Origin of the sequence: Streptomyces sp. NPDC013157, from assembly GCF_042899865.1 — a bacterium.
In the GTDB taxonomy this organism is placed as follows: Bacteria; Actinomycetota; Actinomycetes; order Streptomycetales; family Streptomycetaceae; genus Streptomyces.
Genome location: NZ_JBIBAK010000004.1, coordinates 604,921 through 621,213, shown reverse-complemented (window position 1 = coordinate 621,213; position 16,293 = coordinate 604,921). Strand labels below are relative to the sequence as shown.

Below are 16,293 nucleotides of genomic sequence, written 5' to 3'. Positions count from 1 at the left end.
GCGAGGCGAGGCGAGGAGACATGTTCAGGCCAGTGGTACGGCGTTAAACGGAACCTCCGGGACCGGCCGGAACCGGGGTTTCCGGCTTGGGACGGGGAGCGGCCGCGGCCGCGGAGGGGAAGGGCCGGCGGGTGCGGGAAGAATCACATCGGGGGTGCCGGCGGATGCCGGACGCGCTCGTCAGCGACCGCTCGACAGAGGGTGCGCCGGGGCGCGTGCGCCGGGGCACCGTCACATCAGGGGCGTGAGGAACCGGCGCAGCCGTTCCTCGTACTCCTCCGGGTCGGCGTTCCACATCGCGCCGTGCGGGGCGTCCGGGACGGTGTGCAGGGCCACCAGGTCGGGGCGCCGCTCGGCGAGCCTGCGGGAGTACACCCAGGGGGCCACCGTGTCGTCCGGGCCGTGCACGATCAGGGTGGGCACGGTCAGCTGTTCCGGGTCGACGGGGTCGGCGGCGTGGTCGGCGTGCAGGCCGACTCGGCCCTGGGCGGCGCGTACCGCGAGCGGCAGCAGGGGTTCGGGGGTGTGCCGGGCCTGGGCGAGGGCGCGCAGGGTGGCCTCCCAGCTGAGTACCGGGGAGTCCAGGACCAGCCCGGAGATCCGATCGCGCAGTGCCGAGTGGGCGGCGGCGCGCAGCGCCATGGTGGCGCCGGTGGACCAGCCGTGCAGGACGACGCGGCGGGCGCCGTAGCGGACGGCGTAGCGGATCGCCGCGTCCAGGTCGCGCCACTCGCTCTCGCCGAGGTGGTTCAGGCCGTCCGGGGGTCGCGGGGCGCCGAGGTCGCCGCGGTAGGCGAGGGCGAGGACCGGCAGGCGCCGGGCGTGCAGAAACGCCATGACGTTCATGGGGTGCTCGCGGGTGGTGCCGAGGCCGTGCACCGCGATCACCCAGGTGTCCCGGTGGCCGGGCACGAACCATGCGGGCAGCGGGCCGAGTTCGCCGGGCAGGTCGATGTCGGCGTACTCCAGGCCCAGGGCCGTGCCCGGGTTGCCGACGTGGACGTTGGCGGTGAGCCAGGCCGGGTCGCCGGTCTCGAAGGTGCCGTGGGTCACCCGCTCCAGCCGCCGTACGACGGTGTCGGCGGTGCTCGCGGCGGACTCCAGGACGGCGCCGACGACCGCGTGCGAGCCGTCGCCGGCCAGGCCGTAGGTGCCGGGGCGCAGCGAGGCGAGGTCGCGGGTGAGGGTGATGCGGCCGGCCGCGGTGCCGTGCACGGTGAGCCGGGGTTCGGTGGGCAGGGGGCGGCCGGGCGGTGCCTTCAGCGCGGCGTCACTGGCGAACCGCCCCGCGGCCACACCGGCCGCACCGGCGGCGAGTACGGCACCGACGGCAGCGACCGTGACTTTGACTGGGCGCACCTGTCCAGTGTCCGGGCGGACTCCGGTGTCGGCCAGTGGAGGAGGGAGAAATCGACGAAGCCACTGGATCCGCCTTCCCGCCCGGCCGGGGTTCACCCCTCCCGCTGCCCGTATCCCCTCAGCTTCTCCCCCGCCTCCGTCACCTGGTCGGGGGAGAGCAGGGTCGGGGTCAGGCCCGGGACCGCGGACGCCGTCAGCCACAGGCGGCACATCCACTCCAGCTGGGCGGTGCGGTCGTAGGCCTGGGTCAGGGTGGTGCCGTAGGTGATCGTGCCGTGGTTCTGGAGGAGGCAGCCGGAGCGGTCGGCCAGGGCGCGGAGCATGTTCTCGGCCAACTCGTGGGTGCCGTACGTCGCATACGGGGCAACCCGGACGGCGCCACCGAGGGCGGCGGACATGTAGTGGATCGCCGGCAGCTCGGGGACGAGCGTGGAGACGGCCGTCGCGTGGACGGCGTGGGTGTGGACGACGGCCCCGGCGTCGGTGCTGCGGTAGATCGCGAGGTGCATCGGCAGTTCGCTGGTCGGGACCAGGGTGCCGAGGACCTGGCGGCCGGCGAGGTCCACGCCCGTCACGTCGTCCGGAGCGAGCCGGTCGTAGGGCACACCCGACGGTGTGACCAGCACGGTGTCGCCGACGCGGACCGAGACGTTGCCGGAGGTGCCGACGACGAGTCCGTCGGAGACCGTGCGGCGGGCGGTGGCGACGAGTTCGAGCCAGGCGTCCGCCTCCTCCGCGCGTACATCCCGCCTTCGCGGCTCCGACACACCTTGTGCGCCGGCCCGTCCGTCCCGTCCGTCGCGCTCGTCCCGCCGCTGCTCAACCATGGCCCGATCCTGTCAGGCGACGCCCCAACCGGCCTGCGCGGCAGGGCACTTTAGGCCGGACGTCCCGAATCCAGTAGAGCGCAAACCGCCACAAAGAGTTCCATTTCCCGGCTTGGCTGAAGATCGCCGAGGATACGCCGATCTTCCAATAATCTCTGGACGATTTTTCGTACACGTCGCCATTCCGGGGGGAAACATGGCCCGTGACCGTATTCCGCCGTCCCGCCACCGCGTCCGCGCCCTCGCGGCGTCCGTGGCGGCGCTCGCCCTCGCGTGCACCGCGACCGCGTTCGCCGGCACACCGGCGTCCGCGGCGAGCCTGCCGAAGGGGCATGACGTCTCCTCGCACCAGAAGAACGTCGACTGGACGAGCGCCAGGGCGAACGGCGCCAGGTTCGTCTACATCAAGGCCACCGAGTCCACCACCTACCGCAACCCGTACTTCGACCAGCAGTACAACGGCTCCCGCGAGGCCGGCATCAGGCGGGGCGCGTACCATTTCGCCCTGCCGGACAAGTCGTCGGGCGCCCGGCAGGCCGCGTACTTCGTGGGCCACGGCGGCACCTGGACGGCGGACGGGTGGACGCTGCCGCCCGCGCTCGACGTCGAGTACAACCCGTACGACAAGAAGCACCGGTGCTACGGGCTGAGCCACTCCGGGATGGTCCGGTGGATCAGGTCCTTCAGTGACGAACTGAAGCGGGAGACCGGCCGGCGGCCGGTGATCTACACGACCACGAACTGGTGGGACCTCTGCACCGGCGGCAGCAGCGCGTTCGCCGCCGACCACGCGCTGTGGATCGCCCGCCACGGCTCCGCGGACGCCGGGACACTGCCGGCCGGATGGTCGTCGTGGACCTTCTGGCAGTACGACAACAGCGGCAGCCTGCCGGGTGACCAGAATCTCTTCAACGGGTCGGCGGGACGGCTGAAGTCGTTCGCCCTGGGCCTCTGACCAACGGGCGACTGGGCCGCCGGACCGGAACCGGGACGGCGGCCTCGCCCCACCCCGCCCACGGCCACCCCGAAAGTCGATCTCATACACCACCAGGACTGCCCCAGTTCACCTTCCGTTCATTCAGGTTGCCTACGGTCCAACAGCCAATGACCTCGAAAGATTGCCTGGGTAAATGGAAAACTTCTCGCTGATCCTCGCGATTGTGGTGGTAACCGCACTCGCGTTTGATTTCACGAACGGTTTCCACGACACCGCCAACGCGATGGCCACGACCATCTCGACCGGTGCGCTCAAGCCCAAGATCGCGGTGGCCATGTCCGCCGCGCTCAACCTGGTGGGCGCCTTCCTCTCGGTGGAGGTCGCCAACACGATCTCCAAGGGTCTCGTCGACGAGAACGGCATTCGTCCCGAGGTCATCTTCGCCGCCCTCGTCGGCGCCATCCTGTGGAACCTGGTGACCTGGCTGGTGGGTCTGCCCTCCAGTTCCTCGCACGCCCTCATGGGCGGTCTGATCGGCGCCACCGTCGCCTCCGCCGGCTTCGGCGCGGTCCACGGCGACGTGCTCGTCACCAAGGTCCTGCTCCCGGCGGTCGCCGCCCCCGTCGTCGCCGGCCTCGCGGCGATGCTCTCCACCCGCCTCTCCTACACGCTCTCGAAGAACGCCGAGGACGAGGCCACCCGCAAGGGCTACCGCGCCGGCCAGATCGCCTCCGCCGGCCTGGTCTCGCTCGCGCACGGCACCAACGACGCACAGAAGACGATGGGCATCATCACCCTCGCGCTGATCGCGGGCGGTGCCATCGCTCCCGGCTCGAACCCTCCCACCTGGGTCATCCTCTCCGCGGGCCTCGCCATCGCGCTCGGCACCTACATCGGCGGCTGGCGGATCATCCGCACCATGGGCACGGGCCTGACCGACCTCCAGCCGCAGCAGGGCTTCGCCGCCCAGACCAGCGCGGCCACCGCCATCCTGGCCTCCTCCCACCTCGGTTTCTCCCTCTCCACCACGCACGTCGTCTCCGGTTCCGTGATGGGCGCGGGCCTCGGCCGCAAGGGCGGCACGGTCCGCTGGTCCACCGCGACCCGCATGATGGTCGCCTGGGTGCTCACCCTCCCCGCCGCCGCGCTGGTCGGCGCGCTCGCCGAGTCCGTGACGGACCTCGGCGACTGGGGTACGGCGGTCGTCGCCGTCTTCCTCGTCGCCTCCAGCGCCGCGATCTGGAAGCTCTCCCGCCGCGAGGTCGTGGACAGCAGCAACGTCGTCGGCACCGAGGAGCCGGCCGGTGTGGTGACCACGGCGATCGCCGCCGTGACCCCGCCGCCCGCGGGCACGGTCGCGGTCACGGACGACCTGACCGCCACCATCCCCGCCCCTGCCTCCACCTCCGCCCCGGCCGCTCCCGCGCCCGACCCGGCCGCCACCGTCTGACCCCGAGGAAGAACCGACATGAACATCGACTGGGCAGCCATCGGCTCCGTCTTCGGCGTCAGCCTCGTGGCCACCGTGGGCCTGGTGACCCTCTTCACCCTCGGCATCAAGGGCCTCTCCGCCCGCGAACGCGCCACCGCCCAGGGCGGCTCCGCGGCCCTGGCCGTCACGGCCGCCTACCTCTGCTTCGCGGCCTGCGCGGCGGCCGTGGCGTACGGCATCCACCTGATCGTGGCGAAGGCCTGACACGAGAAGGCCTGACACGAGAAGGCCCGTCGCTCGAAGGCCCGATACAAAGGGCCTCGTCGGCACCGCGAAGGCTCCTCTCCATCCCCCGGGGAGGAGCCTTCGGCATGCCCCACAGGCCCCGCCGGGCAACTGGTGTGGGCCTTCCCACACACTCCCCTCGCAGGTCAACGCCAGGTTGACGGGTCTTCCGGGGGCGTGGTGGACTTCCGGAGCCATGTACGGCGGCAAGAGAGGAAGCCGGTGTGAATCCGGCGCGGTCCCGCCACTGTCACCGGGGTAGCAATCCCCGGGAGCCAGGAACTCTCACCGCCGGTCTCGTCGAACCAGGGCGCGGACACCCTGAGTGAGGACATAACGCCATGCGCGGCTGCCGATCGAGGTTGAGTACCCGGCCCGTTCCCGACCCCGCGGCCGGCTGAGCCGATGGGTGCCGATCGCGTCTTCGCGTACGGCGCCGCCGCCGGCCTTCTCGGTGATCTGCTGCTCGGCGATCCGCGCCGGGGGCATCCGGTCGCCGTGTTCGGACGGGTGGCCGGGGCCGTGGAGCGGGTGCTGTGGCGGGACCACCGCGGGTGGGGCGCGCTGCACACCGCCGTGTGCGCCGGCGGCGCCGTGGCGCTGGGTGCCGTGGCCCAGCGGATCGTACGACCGTCCACCGCCGCGTCCGTGGTCCTCACCGGCGCGGCCACCTGGGCCGTGGTCGGCGGTACTTCGCTCGCGCGCGAGGCCCGCGGCATCGGGCGGGCCCTGGAGGCCGGCGACGTCGAGGCCGCCCGCGCCCGGCTGCCGCATCTGTGCGGACGGGACCCGCAGGCCCTGGACGCCGACGGGATCGCCCGTGCGGTCGTGGAGTCGGTCGCCGAGAACACGAGCGACGCGGTCGTGGGCGCGCTGGTGTGGGGAGCCGTGGCCGGCGTCCCCGGGCTGGTGGGGTTCCGGGCCGTCAACACCCTGGACGCCATGGTGGGGCACAAGTCGGCCCGGTACCGGCGGTACGGGTGGGCTTCCGCGCGGCTGGACGACCTGGCCGGGTGGCCGGGGGCACGGCTCACCGCCGTGCTGGCCGCGGTGGCCGGGGACGAACGGCGGGGGGCCGTACGGGCCTGGCGGGCCGACGCGGCGAAGCATCCGAGTCCCAACGCGGGGCCCGTGGAGGCGTCGTTCGCGGGGGCGCTGGGGGTGCGGCTCGGGGGGACGTTGTCGTATGCGGGGCGGGTCGAGCACCGGCCCGTGCTGAACCAGAAGGGGCGGGCCGTGGAGGTCGCGGACATCGGGCGGGCGGTGCGGCTCTCCCGTCGTGTCGGTCTGCTCGCGCTCGGCGTGACCGTCGCCGCGCGCCTCGTCGCGAAGGGACGTACGTCATGAGCGGTGGCCTCCTCGTCGCCGGTACCACCTCCGACGCCGGGAAGAGTGTGGTCACCGCCGGTATCTGCCGGTGGCTGGTGCGGCAGGGTGTGAAGGTCGCGCCGTTCAAGGCGCAGAACATGTCCCTCAACTCCTTTGTCACGCGCGAAGGTGCCGAGATCGGGCGGGCGCAGGCCATGCAGGCGCAGGCCTGCCGGGTGGAGCCGACCGCGCTCATGAACCCCGTGCTGCTGAAGCCCGGCGGCGAGCAGAGCAGTCAGGTCGTGCTGCTCGGCAAGCCCGTCGGCGAACTGAGCGCGCGCGGCTACCACGGCGGGCGGCAGCAGAAGCTGCTCGGGACCGTGCTCGACTGTCTCGCCGAGTTGCGGGGCACGTATGACGCGGTGATCTGTGAGGGGGCCGGCAGTCCGGCGGAGATCAATCTGCGCCGGACCGACATCGTGAACATGGGGATCGCCCGGAATGCCGGGCTGCCCGTGCTCGTCGTCGGTGACATCGACCGCGGCGGTGTCTTCGCCTCGTTCTTCGGGACCGTGGCGCTGCTCTCGCCGGAGGACCAGGCCCTCGTCGCCGGGTTCCTCGTCAACAAGTTCCGCGGGGACGTCTCGCTGCTGGAGCCGGGCCTCGACATGCTCCACGGGCTCACCGGGCGGCACACCTACGGCGTCCTCCCCTTCCGGCACGGCCTCGGCATCGACGAGGAGGACGGCCTCCGGGTCTCCCTGCGCGGGACCGTGCGCGAGTCGAACGTCGCCCCGCCCGTCGGGGAGGACGTCCTGCGGGTCGCCGTCTGTGCGATCCCCCTGATGTCCAACTTCACGGACGTGGACGCGCTGGCCGCCGAACCGGGCGTCGTGGTGCGGTTCGTGGACCGGCCGGAGGAGCTGGCCGACGCCGACCTCGTCATCGTCCCCGGCACCCGGGGGACGGTCCGCGCCCTGGAGTGGCTGCGGGAGCGGGGGCTGGCCGAAGCGCTGCGGCGCCGGGCCGCCGAACGGCGGCCGGTGCTCGGCATCTGCGGTGGCTTCCAGATCCTCGGGGAGCACATCGAGGACGAGGTCGAGAGCCGGCGGGGGCGGGTGGAGGGTCTCGGGGTGCTGCCCCTAAGGGTGCGGTTCGCCCCCGAGAAGATCCTTACCCGGCCGGAGGGGACGGCACTCGGCGAGCGGGTCGAGGGGTACGAGATCCATCACGGGGTCGCCGAAGTCGTCGGCGGCGATGCCTTCATCTCTGATGACGGAGGACACAGCCTGGACGGCTGCCGGGTCGGGCAGACCTGGGGCACGCACTGGCACGGCTCCCTGGAGTCGGACGGTTTCCGCCGGGCCTTCCTGCGCGAGGTGGCGGCCGCCGCGGGCCGCCGGTTCGTACCGGCCCCCGACACCTCGTTCGCCGCGCTGCGCGAGGAGCAGCTCGACCGGCTCGGCGACCTGATCGAACAGCACGCGGACACGGACGCGCTCTGGCGGCTCATCGAGTCGGGCGCGCCGCAAGGACTGCCTTTCATCCCACCGGGAGCGCCCGCATGAGCACTGTGTTGTTGTTGTCGACCGCCGACACCGATCTGCTGGCGGCCCGGGCCGCCTCCGGTGCCGACTACCGGATCGGCAATCCGACGCGCGTCGGCGTCGCGGAGGAGCTGCCCGCGCTCGTCGCGGGCGCGGACATCGCCGTCGTACGGCTGCTCGGCGGCAAGCGCGCCTGGGAGGACGGGGTCGCCGCCCTGAAGGCCACCGGGATCCCGACCGTGCTGCTCGGCGGCGAGGCGGTGCCGGACGCCGAGCTGATGGCCGAGTCGTCGGTCCCCGCCGGTGTGGTGGCCGAAGCCCTCAGGTACCTCGTCGAGGGCGGCCCCGCCAACCTCACCGAGCTGGCCCGGTTCCTCTCCGACACCGTGCTGCTGACCGGCGAGGGGTTCGACGAGCCGCAGAAGATGCCCGAGTACGGCGTCCACGGCGAGCGTCCGCTGGTCGAAGGCCGCCCGACCGTCGGGGTGCTCTTCTACCGGGCCCACGAACTGAGCGGCAACACCGCCTTCGTGGACACCCTGTGCGACGCGATCGAGGCGCGCGGCGCCAACGCCCTCCCGGTGTACTGCGGTTCGCTGCGCGGGGCGGACGCCGGGCTGTACGAGATCCTCGCCGGGGCCGACGCGCTGGTGGCCACCGTCCTGGCCGCGGGCGGCACCCACGCCTCCCAGGCCTCGGCCGGCGGTGACGAGGAGGCCTGGGACATCGGCGCTCTCGCCGATCTCGACATCCCTGTCCTGCAAGGGCTCTGCCTCACCTCTTCGCACGCGGCCTGGGACGAGTCCGACGCCGCCCTGTCCCCCATGGACGCGGCGATGCAGGTCGCGATCCCGGAGTTCGACGGACGGCTGATCACGGTCCCCTTCTCCTTCAAGGAGCAGGGGCCGGACGACGTCCCGGTGTACGTCGCCGACCCCGAGCGGGCCGGACGCGTCGCCGGAATCGCCGTGCGGTACGCCCGGCTGGGGCACAAGCCGAACGCGGAGAAACGCGTCGCCCTGGTCTTCACCGCCTATCCGACCAAGCACTCGCGGGTCGGCAACGCGGTCGGCCTGGACACGCCCGCGTCCGCGGTGCGGGTGCTGGACGCCCTCAAGGACGCCGGGTACGGCGTCACCGAGTACCCCTCCGGCGGCGACGAGTTGATCCACCGTCTCATCGAGGCAGGTGGGCACGACGTCGAGTGGCTGACCGAGGAGCAGTTGGCCGCCGCGCCCGCGCGGGTGCCGCTCGCGGACTACCGGGCGTGGTTCGAGAAGCTCGACCCGGAGCTGCGGGACGCGATGACGGAGGCCTGGGGCGAGCCGCCGGGCAGCCTGTACGTGGACGGCGACGACATCGTGCTCGCCTCCCTCCGGTTCGGGAACGTCGTCGTCATGATCCAGCCGCCACGCGGCTTCGGGGAGAACCCGATCGCGATCTACCACGACCCCGACATGCCGCCGTCGCACCACTACATGGCGGCCTACCGGTGGCTCGAGAACTCCTTCGGCGCGGACGCGATCGTGCACATGGGCAAGCACGGCACGATGGAGTGGCTGCCGGGCAAGGGCCTCGGCCTGAGTGCGGGCTGCGCGCCGGACGCGGTCCTCGGCGACCTGCCGCTGATCTACCCGTTCATCGTCAACGACCCCGGCGAGGGCACCCAGGCCAAGCGGCGCGGGCACGCCACGGTCGTCGACCACCTGGTGCCGCCGATGGCCCGTGCCGACGCCTACGGCGACCTGGCCAAACTGGAGCAGCTGCTCGACGAGTACGCGCTGGTGTCGGATCTGGACCCGACGAAGGCGCCGGCCGTGCGCGCCCAGATCTGGACGCTGGTCAAGGCGGCCGAGCTCCACCACGACCTGCACGTGGACGAGCAGCCGGAGGACGGCGATTTCGACGAGTTCGTCATGCACATCGACGGCTATCTGTGCGAGATCAAGGACGTGCAGATCCGCGACGGCCTGCACATCCTGGGCGGCGGGCCGGTCGGCGAGCCGCGGGTGAACCTGGTGCTGGCCGTGCTGCGCGCCTCGCAGGTGTGGGGCGGGCAGGCCAACGCGCTGCCCGGGCTTCGCGCCGCCTTCGCCGCGCATTTCGGTCTGGTCGAGAAGGAGTTGCTGGCCGAGCCGGGCGCGCCGGTGAAGGTGCCGGTCGAGCTGTCGGATCTCGTCGAGGGTCCGTCGCGTACCGCGGCCGACGCGATCGACCTGCTGGAGCAGCTGTGCCGCCGGGTCGCGGAGGGCATGGAGCAGCGGGACTGGGCGGCCGCCGAGAGCCGCACCCTGGTGCGGGAGGTCCTCGGCACCGAACTCCCGGACGCTGCGGCCGTGTTGGAGTTCGCGTGCACCGAGGTCGTGCCACGGCTCGCGCGCACCACGGACGAGATCGGGCACATCCTGAAGGCTCTGGACGGTGGTTACGTCCCGGCCGGCCCGTCCGGCTCCCCCACCCGAGGCCTGGTCAACGTCCTGCCCACCGGCCGGAACTTCTACTCGGTCGACCCCAAGGCGATTCCCTCCCGGCTGAGTTGGGAGGTCGGCCAGTCGCTCGCCGACTCGCTCGTGCAGCGGTACCTCCAGGACACCGGCGCCTACCCGAAGTCCGTCGGCCTGACGGTGTGGGGCACCTCCGCGATGCGCACCCAGGGCGACGACATCGCCGAGATCCTGGCGCTGCTGGGCTGCCGTCCGGTCTGGGACGACGCGTCGCGGCGGGTGACCGGCTTCGAGGTGATCCCGCTCGACGAGCTGGGCCGGCCGCGCATCGACGTCACGGTCCGCATCTCCGGCTTCTTCCGGGACGCGTTCCCGCACGTGGTCGGGCTGATCGACGACGCGGTGCGCAGGGTCGCCGAGCTGGACGAGCCGGCGGAGTCCAACTTCGTGCGGGCGCACGCCGACGAGGACACCGCCGAGCACGGCGACCGGCGGCGCGCCACCGCCCGGATCTTCGGCTCCAAGCCGGGTGCCTACGGTGCCGGCCTGCTCCCGCTGATCGACGCCCGCAACTGGCGCTCCGACGCCGACCTCGCCGAGGTGTACGCGGTGTGGGGCGGTTACGCCTACGGCCGCGGACTCGACGGGCGGGCGGCGCGCGGGGACATGGAGACCGCGTTCCGGCGGATCGCCGTCGCCGCGAAGAACGTGGACACCCGCGAGCACGACCTCGTGGACGCCGACGACTACTTCCAGTACCACGGCGGCATGGTCGCCATGGTCCGCCATCTGACCGGCGCCAGCCCCGAGGCGTACGTGGGTGATTCGGCCACGCCGGACCAGGTGCGGACCCGGACGCTCGGCGAGGAGACGCACCGCGTCTTCCGGGCCCGGGTGGTCAATCCCCGCTGGATGGCGGCCATGCGCCGGCACGGCTACAAGGGTGCCTTCGAGATGGCGGCGACCGTCGACTACCTCTTCGGCTACGACGCCACGGCGGGCGTGGTCGACGACTGGATGTACGAGAAACTCAGCGCGGAGTACGTCTTCGACGCGGAGAACCGGGACTTCATGAAGAAGTCCAACCCGTGGGCGCTGCGCGGCATCACCGAACGGCTCCTGGAGGCCGCCGACCGGGGCCTGTGGACCGAGCCGGACGCGGACACCCTGGAGCGGCTGCGCGCCACCTACCTCGAGCTCGAAGGCGACCTGGAAGGCAACTCGGAGGGCGACGACCAGTGAGTACCCCGTTCCCGTTCACGGCCGTCGTCGGCCAGGACGACCTGCGGCTCGCGCTGCTGCTGAACGCCGTCTCGCCGGCGGTCGGCGGGGTGCTGGTGCGCGGCGAGAAGGGCACCGCGAAGAGCACCGCCGTACGTGCCCTGTCGGCGCTGCTGCCGGCCGTGGACGTCGTCGCCGGCTGCCGTTTCTCCTGCGACCCGGCCGCGCCCGACCCGGCCTGCCCGGACGGCCCGCACAACCCGCCCGGCGCCTTCGAGACCCGCCCGGCGCGCATGGTCGAACTGCCGGTCGGGGCCTCCGAGGACCGGCTCGTGGGCGCGCTGGACATCGAACGCGCCCTGGCGGAGGGCGTGAAGGCCTTCGAGCCGGGTCTGCTGGCCGACGCGCACCGGGGCATCCTCTACGTCGACGAGGTCAACCTCCTCCACGACCACCTGGTCGACCTGCTGCTGGACGCGGCCGCGATGGGCGCGTCGTACGTCGAGCGCGAGGGTGTGTCGGTCCGGCACGCGGCGCGCTTCCTGCTCGTCGGGACGATGAACCCCGAAGAGGGCGAGCTGCGGCCGCAGTTGCTCGACCGGTTCGGCCTCACGGTCGAGGTGGCCGCCTCCCGTGAGCCCGACCGGCGGGTGGAGGTCGTACGGCGACGGCTCGCGTACGACGACGATCCGGCGGGTTTCGCGGCGCGCTGGGCCGGCGAGGAGGCCGCCGTACGGCAGCGGATCGCGGCGGCACGGGAGTTGCTGCCGTCGGTGCGGCTGGGCGACGGGGCGCTGCGGCAGATCGCGGCGACCTGCGCGGCCTTCGAGGTCGACGGGATGCGCGCCGACATCGTGATGGCCCGGACGGCGAGCGCGCTGGCCGCGTGGGCCGGGCGGACCGAGGTGCTCGCCGAGGACGTACGGCAGGCCGCGCTGCTGGCGCTGCCGCACCGCAGGCGCCGCAACCCCTTCGACGCGCCGGGACTTGACGAGGACAAGCTGGACCAGACGCTGGAGGAGTTCTCCGGGGAGTCCGGGGAGTCCGGGGAGTCCGGGGACGACGATCCGGATCCGGACGGTCCCGGTGGGGGTGGCGGGCAGCCGCAGCCCGACGAGGGGCCGCAGGGCGACGGTGCGACGGGGGACGCCGCCCGGCCCGAGGCCGGGGAGAGCGACGGCGTGCCGCAGCAGGCCGGTGCCGGGGAGCAGGCGCCCGTACGGGCGGCCGAGCCCTTTCGGACCAAGGTGCTGAGCGTGCCGGGGATCGGCGAGGGTGCCGCCGGGCGGCGGTCCCGGGCGCGGACCGAGCACGGGCGGACGACGGGTGCCCGACGGCCGCGCGGTGCCCTGACCAAGCTGCATCTGGCGGCGACCGTCCAGGCCGCCGCCCCGCATCAGCGGGCCCGCGGACGGTCGGGGCCGGGGCTCGTGCTCCGGCGGGACGATCTGCGGCAGGCGGCCCGGGAAGGGCGTGAGGGCAACCTCGTGCTGTTCGTGGTCGACGCGTCCGGGTCGATGGCGGCCCGGCAGCGGATGGGCGCGGTGAAGGGTGCCGTGCTGTCGCTGCTGCTCGACGCCTACCAGCGGCGGGACAAGGTGGGGCTGGTGACCTTCCGGGGGGCCGCGGCCGAGGTGGCGTTGCCGCCGACCTCTTCGGTGGACGCGGCGGCGGCCCGGCTGGAGTCGCTGCCGACGGGTGGGCGCACGCCGCTCGCCGCCGGGCTGCTCAAGGCGCATGACGTGCTGCGGGTGGAGCGGTTGCGGGACCCGGCACGGCGGGCGCTGGTGGTCGTGGTGACCGACGGCCGCGCCACCGGTGGCCCCGAGCCGGTCGCGCTCGCCGGGCGCGCGGCGCGGCTGTTCGCCGCCGGCGGGGTCGCCTCGGTGGTCGTGGACTGCGAGTCGGGGCCGGTGCGGCTGGGGCTCGCCGGGCAGTTGGCAGGTGAGCTGGGCGGTACCGCGGTGACGCTCGACGAACTGCGGGCGGACTCGATCGCCGGACTGGTGAAGGACGTTCAGGGGCGTTCGAGGAGGGCCGCGTAATGCCGCAGGGACAGCCGAGTGTGGTGCCCGACGACGGGCTGACGACTCGTCAGCGCCGTAATCGGCCGCTCGTCGTCGTGCACACGGGGATCGGGAAGGGCAAGTCCACCGCCGCGTTCGGGCTCGCGCTGCGGGCCTGGAACCAGGGGTGGCCCATCGGGGTGTTCCAGTTCGTCAAGTCGGCGAAGTGGAAGGTCGGCGAGGAGAACGCGCTGCGGGTGCTGGGCGCCTCCGGCGAGGGCGGGACCGTCGACTGGCACAAGATGGGCGAGGGCTGGTCCTGGGTGCAGCGCGACGCGCAGATGGACAACGAGGAGAAGGCGCGGGAGGGCTGGGAGCAGGTCAAGCGGGATCTGGCGGCCGAGACCTACCGGCTCTACGTGCTGGACGAGTTCGCGTACCCGATGCACTGGGGGTGGGTCGACACCGATGAGGTCGTCGACGTGCTGCGGAACCGGCCGGGGACCCAGCATGTCGTGATCACCGGGCGGAACGCGCCCGGGAAGCTCGTCGACCTCGCCGACCTCGTCACCGACATGTCCAAGGTCAAGCACCCGATGGACGCGGGGCAGAAGGGGCAGAGGGGCATCGAGTGGTGATGTCCTCGTCCGTGCCCCGGCTGGTCGTCGCCGCGCCGTCGTCCGGCAGCGGCAAGACCACCGTTGCCACCGGGTTGATGGCCGCGTTCGCCGCCCGCGGGCTCGCCGTGTCTCCGCACAAGGTGGGGCCCGACTACATCGACCCCGGGTACCACGCGCTCGCGACCGGGCGGGTGGGGCGGAACCTCGACGCGTACCTGTGCGGGCCGGAGCTGATCGGCCCGCTGTTCGCGCACGGTGCGCGGGGCTGTGACCTGGCCGTCGTCGAGGGCGTGATGGGGCTGTACGACGGGGCCGCGGGGGAAGGGGAGCTGGCGTCCACCGCGCATGTGGCGAAGCTGTTGCGGGCGCCGGTGGTGCTGGTCGTGGACGCGTCGTCGCAGTCGCGGTCGGTGGCGGCGCTGGTGCACGGGTTCGCGTCGTGGGATCCGGAGGTGCGGGTCGGGGGTGTGATCCTGAACAAGGTGGGGTCGGACCGGCACGAGGAGTTGCTGCGGGAGGCGCTGGACGCTGCGGGGGTGCCGGTGTTCGGGGTGTTGCGGCGGGTGGCGCAGGTGGGTACGCCGTCTCGGCATCTGGGGTTGGTGCCGGTCGCCGAGCGGCGGGGGGCGGCCGTGGATGCGGTGGCGGCGATGGCTGCGCAGGTTTCCGACGGGTGTGACCTGGAGGCGCTGATGGGGTTGGCGCGGGGGGCCGGGGCGGTGCCGGGTGGTGCGGCGTGGGATGCGGGTGCGGCCTTGGTTTCCTCGCCCCCGCCGCCCCTACCCGTCCCGTCACCAGGGGCTGCCGCCCCTTCGGCCCCGCCTTCGGGGGCTGCCGCCCCCGGACCCCCGCTTCGGCCTGAACGGCCTCGTCCTCAAACGCCGGACGGGCTGGTGGGGGTGCGGACCGGCTCTCGTCCTCAAACGCCGGACGGGCTGGTGGGGGTGCGGACCGGGCTGAAAGAGACCGGCGTGCGCGTCGCTGTTGCCGGCGGGGCTGCCTTCAGCTTTTCCTACGCCGAGCATGCCGAGTTGCTCGCCGCTGCCGGGGCTGAGGTCGTCGTGTTCGATCCGCTTCGGGACGAGCGGCTGCCCGACGGGACGGACGGGTTGGTGATCGGGGGCGGGTTTCCCGAGGTGTACGGCGCGGAGTTGTCGGCCAATGAGGTGCTGCGCAAGGACGTCGCCGCCCTCGCGGAGCGCGGTGCTCCCGTCGCCGCCGAGTGTGCCGGGCTGCTGTACCTGTGTCGGGAGCTGGACGGGCTGCCCATGTGCGGGGTGCTGGACGCGAGCGCGCGGATGTCGGAACGGCTGACCCTGGGGTACCGGGACGCCGTTGCCGTGAGTGACAGTGTGCTGGCCGTCGCGGGGACGCGGATGCGGGGGCACGAGTTTCACCGGACCGTGGTGGAGCCGGGGGCGGGGGCGGCTCCCGCGTGGGGGGTGCGTGCGCCCCGGCCGCGGGTCGAAGGTTTTGTACAGCGGGGTGTGCACGCGAGTTATCTGCACACGCACTGGGCGTCCGAACCCGGTGTGGCCCGAAGGTTCGTGGAGAGGTGCCGGACGTCATGAGCAGCAGCAGGTTGATCGGAGTCGGGGTGGGGCCCGGTGACCCCGAGCTGGTGACCGTCAAGGGGGTCAACGCCCTGCGTGCGGCCGATGTCGTCGTGGTGCCGGTGATGGACACCGGTGAGCGTGGGCGGGCCGAGGCCACCGTGCTGCACTACGTCGGCGCGGAGAAGGTCGTACGGGTCGTCTTCGCGCTGAACGAGCGCAGTGACCGGGGGCGGCGGGAGGCTGCCTGGGACGCGGCGGGGGCCCGGGTCGCCGAGTTGCTGCGGGGCAATGGGGCGGTCGCCTTCGCCACCATCGGGGATCCGAATGTCTATTCGACGTTCACGTATCTCGCGCAGACCATCGCCGAGCTGGTGCCGGACGTGGTCGTCGAGACCGTGCCCGGGATCACGGCCATGCAGGATCTCGCCGCCCGGTCCGGGGCCGTGCTCACCGAGGGGACCGAGCCGCTGACGCTGGTGCCGGTGACGGCGGGGGCCGAGGTGCTCAAGGACGCGCTGAGCGGGCCGGGGACCGTCGTGGCGTACAAGTTCGGGCGGCAGGCCGGGGCGGTCCTGGAGGCGTTGCGGGAGACCGGGCGGATCGAGGACGCCGTGTGGGGGTCGGCGCTGGGGCTGACCGAGGAGTCCGTCCGGCCCGCCGCCGAGCTCGACGGCTCCCCGCTGCCGTACCTCTCCACGCTCATCGCACCCCCGCGCCGGGACGGCGGCAGAGGCGGGAAGCTGTGAGCGGT

General features: G+C 72.8%; 12 protein-coding genes and 1 riboswitch. Of the genes, 10 read left to right on the top strand and 2 right to left on the bottom strand.

Annotation, left to right across the window (positions count from 1 at the left end; translation table 11 throughout):
* Positions 1–231 precede the first annotated feature (231 nt).
* Positions 232–1,359, bottom strand: coding sequence for an alpha/beta hydrolase (locus ACFY6U_RS16100; RefSeq protein WP_390038527.1), 1,128 nt, complete (start codon positions 1,357–1,359; stop codon positions 232–234).
* A 92-nt stretch (positions 1,360–1,451) separates the two neighbouring features.
* Complete coding sequence (locus ACFY6U_RS16095; protein WP_390038525.1) at positions 1,452–2,186, bottom strand: class II aldolase/adducin family protein; 735 nt, start codon at positions 2,184–2,186, stop codon at positions 1,452–1,454.
* Between the two features lie 196 nt (positions 2,187–2,382).
* On the opposite strand from ACFY6U_RS16095, the gene ACFY6U_RS16090 reads away from it, so the two are divergent.
* From ACFY6U_RS16090 to cobI, 10 genes are all read left to right on the top strand, one after another.
* Entirely contained in the window at positions 2,383–3,141 is a 759-nt protein-coding gene (locus ACFY6U_RS16090; RefSeq protein ID WP_390038523.1) for a lysozyme, read from the top strand.
* A gap of 175 nt (positions 3,142–3,316) precedes the next feature.
* On the top strand, positions 3,317–4,573 hold the full coding sequence (locus ACFY6U_RS16085; protein ID WP_390038521.1) for an anion permease: 1,257 nt from the start codon (positions 3,317–3,319) through the stop codon (positions 4,571–4,573).
* An 18-nt stretch (positions 4,574–4,591) separates the two neighbouring features.
* The gene (locus ACFY6U_RS16080) at positions 4,592–4,819 is read left to right on the top strand and encodes a hypothetical protein (RefSeq protein ID WP_390038519.1); all 228 of its coding nucleotides are present in this window, start codon (positions 4,592–4,594) and stop codon (positions 4,817–4,819) included.
* Between the two features lie 184 nt (positions 4,820–5,003).
* Positions 5,004–5,146: riboswitch (cobalamin riboswitch) on the top strand.
* A gap of 99 nt (positions 5,147–5,245) precedes the next feature.
* Entirely contained in the window at positions 5,246–6,187 is a 942-nt protein-coding gene (locus ACFY6U_RS16075) for a cobalamin biosynthesis protein (RefSeq protein ID WP_390038517.1), read from the top strand.
* Complete coding sequence (locus ACFY6U_RS16070; protein ID WP_390038515.1) at positions 6,184–7,716, top strand: cobyric acid synthase; 1,533 nt, start codon at positions 6,184–6,186, stop codon at positions 7,714–7,716. The genes ACFY6U_RS16075 and ACFY6U_RS16070 overlap by 4 nt, the downstream gene beginning before the upstream one ends.
* On the top strand, positions 7,713–11,381 hold the full coding sequence (cobN, locus tag ACFY6U_RS16065) for a cobaltochelatase subunit CobN (protein WP_390038513.1): 3,669 nt from the start codon (positions 7,713–7,715) through the stop codon (positions 11,379–11,381). The genes ACFY6U_RS16070 and cobN overlap by 4 nt, the downstream gene beginning before the upstream one ends.
* Entirely contained in the window at positions 11,378–13,405 is a 2,028-nt protein-coding gene (locus ACFY6U_RS16060) for a putative cobaltochelatase (protein WP_390038511.1), read from the top strand. Before cobN ends, ACFY6U_RS16060 begins: the two co-directional genes overlap by 4 nt.
* Entirely contained in the window at positions 13,405–14,004 is a 600-nt protein-coding gene (cobO, locus tag ACFY6U_RS16055) for a cob(I)yrinic acid a,c-diamide adenosyltransferase (protein WP_293997213.1), read from the top strand. Before ACFY6U_RS16060 ends, cobO begins: the two co-directional genes overlap by 1 nt.
* The gene (locus ACFY6U_RS16050) at positions 14,004–15,557 is read left to right on the top strand and encodes a cobyrinate a,c-diamide synthase (protein ID WP_390038675.1); all 1,554 of its coding nucleotides are present in this window, start codon (positions 14,004–14,006) and stop codon (positions 15,555–15,557) included. The genes cobO and ACFY6U_RS16050 overlap by 1 nt, the downstream gene beginning before the upstream one ends.
* The gene (cobI, locus tag ACFY6U_RS16045) at positions 15,542–16,288 is read left to right on the top strand and encodes a precorrin-2 C(20)-methyltransferase (protein ID WP_390038509.1); all 747 of its coding nucleotides are present in this window, start codon (positions 15,542–15,544) and stop codon (positions 16,286–16,288) included. The genes ACFY6U_RS16050 and cobI overlap by 16 nt, the downstream gene beginning before the upstream one ends.
* Positions 16,289–16,293 lie beyond the last annotated feature (5 nt).